Annotated in this window: 3 protein-coding genes; 2 read left to right on the top strand and 1 reads right to left on the bottom strand. The window is 52.1% G+C overall.

Annotated features, from left to right (window positions below; all coding sequences use genetic code 11):
- Together gndA and ugd are read left to right on the top strand one after the other, a co-directional pair.
- Positions 1-1,115, top strand: a 1,115-nt coding sequence (gndA, locus tag ACW14G_RS22790; RefSeq protein ID WP_455648853.1) for an NADP-dependent phosphogluconate dehydrogenase, incomplete at its 5' end; no start/stop codon positions are given.
- A 203-nt stretch (positions 1,116-1,318) separates the two neighbouring features.
- The gene (gene ugd / locus ACW14G_RS22785) at positions 1,319-2,485 is read left to right on the top strand and encodes a UDP-glucose 6-dehydrogenase (RefSeq protein WP_001575890.1); all 1,167 of its coding nucleotides are present in this window, start codon (positions 1,319-1,321) and stop codon (positions 2,483-2,485) included.
- Positions 2,486-2,541: 56 nt separating this feature from the next.
- On the opposite strand, the gene hisE is transcribed toward ugd, so the two are convergent.
- Positions 2,542-2,745: phosphoribosyl-ATP diphosphatase (gene hisE, locus ACW14G_RS22780; protein WP_455648852.1), on the bottom strand; the 204-nt coding region annotated here is incomplete at its 5' end.

The following is a 2,745-nucleotide window of genomic DNA, read 5'->3' as shown; positions in this document are numbered from 1 at the left end:
TTGATGGTGGTAACACCTTCTTCCAGGACACCATTCGTCGTAACCGTGAGCTGTCAGCTGAAGGCTTTAACTTCATCGGTACCGGTGTGTCCGGTGGTGAAGAGGGCGCGCTGAAAGGCCCATCCATCATGCCTGGCGGCCAGAAAGAAGCGTATGAGTTGGTTGCGCCTATCCTGACTAAAATTGCCGCTGTGGCGGAAGACGGCGAGCCTTGCGTAACCTACATCGGTGCTGACGGTGCGGGTCATTACGTGAAAATGGTCCACAACGGTATCGAATACGGCGACATGCAGCTGATTGCTGAAGCCTATTCTCTGCTGAAAGGCGGTCTGAACCTGTCTAACGAAGAGCTGGCAACCACCTTCACCGAGTGGAATGAAGGCGAGCTGAGCAGCTACCTGATCGACATCACCAAAGACATCTTCACTAAAAAAGATGAAGACGGTAAATACCTGGTTGATGTGATCCTCGACGAAGCGGCGAACAAAGGCACCGGTAAATGGACTAGCCAGAGCTCTCTGGACTTGGGCGAACCGCTGTCGCTGATCACTGAATCCGTTTTCGCGCGCTACATCTCCTCCCTGAAAGACCAGCGCGTGGCGGCATCTAAAGTGCTGACTGGCCCGCAGGCTAAACTGGCTGGCGATAAAGCAGAGTTCGTTGAGAAAGTGCGTCGTGCACTGTACCTGGGTAAAATCGTCTCCTACGCGCAGGGCTTCTCTCAGCTGCGAGCCGCGTCTGACGAGTACAACTGGGATCTGAACTACGGCGAAATCGCGAAGATCTTCCGCGCGGGCTGCATCATTCGTGCACAGTTCCTGCAGAAAATCACCGACGCCTACGCTGAAAACGCGAGCATCGCCAACCTGCTGCTGGCGCCGTACTTCAAAAATATCGCTGATGAATACCAGCAGGCGCTGCGTGACGTCGTGGCCTATGCTGTGCAGAACGGTATTCCGGTACCGACCTTCTCTGCCGCGGTGGCTTACTACGACAGCTACCGCGCTGCGGTGCTGCCAGCGAACCTGATTCAGGCTCAGCGTGACTACTTCGGTGCGCATACCTATAAACGCACTGACAAAGAAGGTGTGTTCCACACCGAATGGCTGGATTAATCTGAATTAGTTCATCCGTAAAGCCAGGCCCGGAGCGCATCTCCGGGCTTTTTTATTGTCTGAAAACAGCATTCAGTCAGGTCTGATAGGCGGCGACACGGTAATTCGCGATATACTGGCGGCAAGCCGATCCGACAACGTTGGGTCCCACGGTGGTGATGCATTCACCCTCAAATGTTTAACCGGAAGAAGTTACAGAGCGAATGAAGATAACTATTTCAGGAACAGGTTACGTCGGCCTGTCGAACGGCATTCTGATCGCCCAGCACCACGAAGTGGTGGCCCTGGATATCGTTCAGGCCAAGGTCGACATGCTGAATCAGAAACAGTCGCCGATCGTCGACAAAGAGATCGAAGAGTATCTGGCGACCAAACCGCTGAATTTCCGTGCGACCACTGATAAGCGCGATGCTTATCGCGATGCAGACTATGTGATCATCGCCACCCCGACCGATTACGATCCCAAAACGAACTATTTCAATACGTCCAGCGTTGAGTCTGTTATCCGTGACGTCGTTGAAATCAACCCCAATGCGGTGATGGTTATCAAATCTACCATTCCGGTAGGCTTTACCAATTCGATTAAAGAAAAACTGGGTATCGACAATATTTTCTTCTCACCGGAATTCCTGCGTGAAGGCCGTGCGCTGTACGATAACCTGCATCCGTCGCGTATCGTTATCGGCGAACGTTCTGAGCGCGCCGAGCGTTTTGCCGCGCTGCTGCAGGAAGGGGCAGTGAAGAAGGATATCCCGACGCTGTTCACCGACTCGACCGAAGCCGAAGCTATCAAGCTATTCGCGAACACCTACCTCGCGATGCGCGTGGCTTATTTCAACGAACTGGATAGCTATGCGGAAAGCCTGGGCCTGAACTCCCGCCAGATTATTGAAGGTGTGTGCCTGGACCCGCGCATCGGTAATCACTATAACAATCCATCTTTTGGTTATGGTGGATATTGCCTCCCGAAAGATACTAAACAACTGCTGGCAAATTATGCGTCTGTGCCAAATAACATCGTCGGTGCGATTGTTGACGCTAACCGTACCCGCAAGGATTTTATTGCCGATTCCATCCTGGCCCGCAAGCCGAAAGTGGTTGGGGTATATCGCCTCGTCATGAAGTCAGGATCCGACAATTTCCGCGCATCTTCGATTCAAGGGATTATGAAACGAATCAAAGCGAAAGGCATTCCAGTGATTGTGTATGAACCTGCGATGAAAGAAGATGAATTCTTTAATTCCCGCGTCGTACGCGATTTGGATGCATTTAAGCAAGAAGCGGATGTCATCATTTCTAACCGGATGGCGGAAGAATTGGCTGATGTGAAAGAGAAGGTGTATACCCGCGATCTGTTTGGTAATGATTGACAGGTTCGTGCAGCAATAATAAAGCCCGGTGTTATCGCCGGGCTTAAATTTATCCGTTACTTATGCCGTTCCCGCAAATTCTCAATCACCGCCGTCAAATCCAGCTCCTGATCCTGCAATAGCACCAGCAGGTGATACATCAAATCCGACGCCTCATTCTTCAGCTCAAACTTATCGTGCACCGTGGCGGCCAGCGCGGTTTCCACGCCTTCTTCGCCCACTTTCTGCGCGATACGCTTGGTGCCGCTGGCGTACAGCTT

It is taken from the genome of Kluyvera sp. (assembly GCF_965301105.1).
The sequence above is the reverse complement of the archived record's forward strand: the minus strand, read 5'-3'. Positions and strand labels throughout refer to the sequence as shown.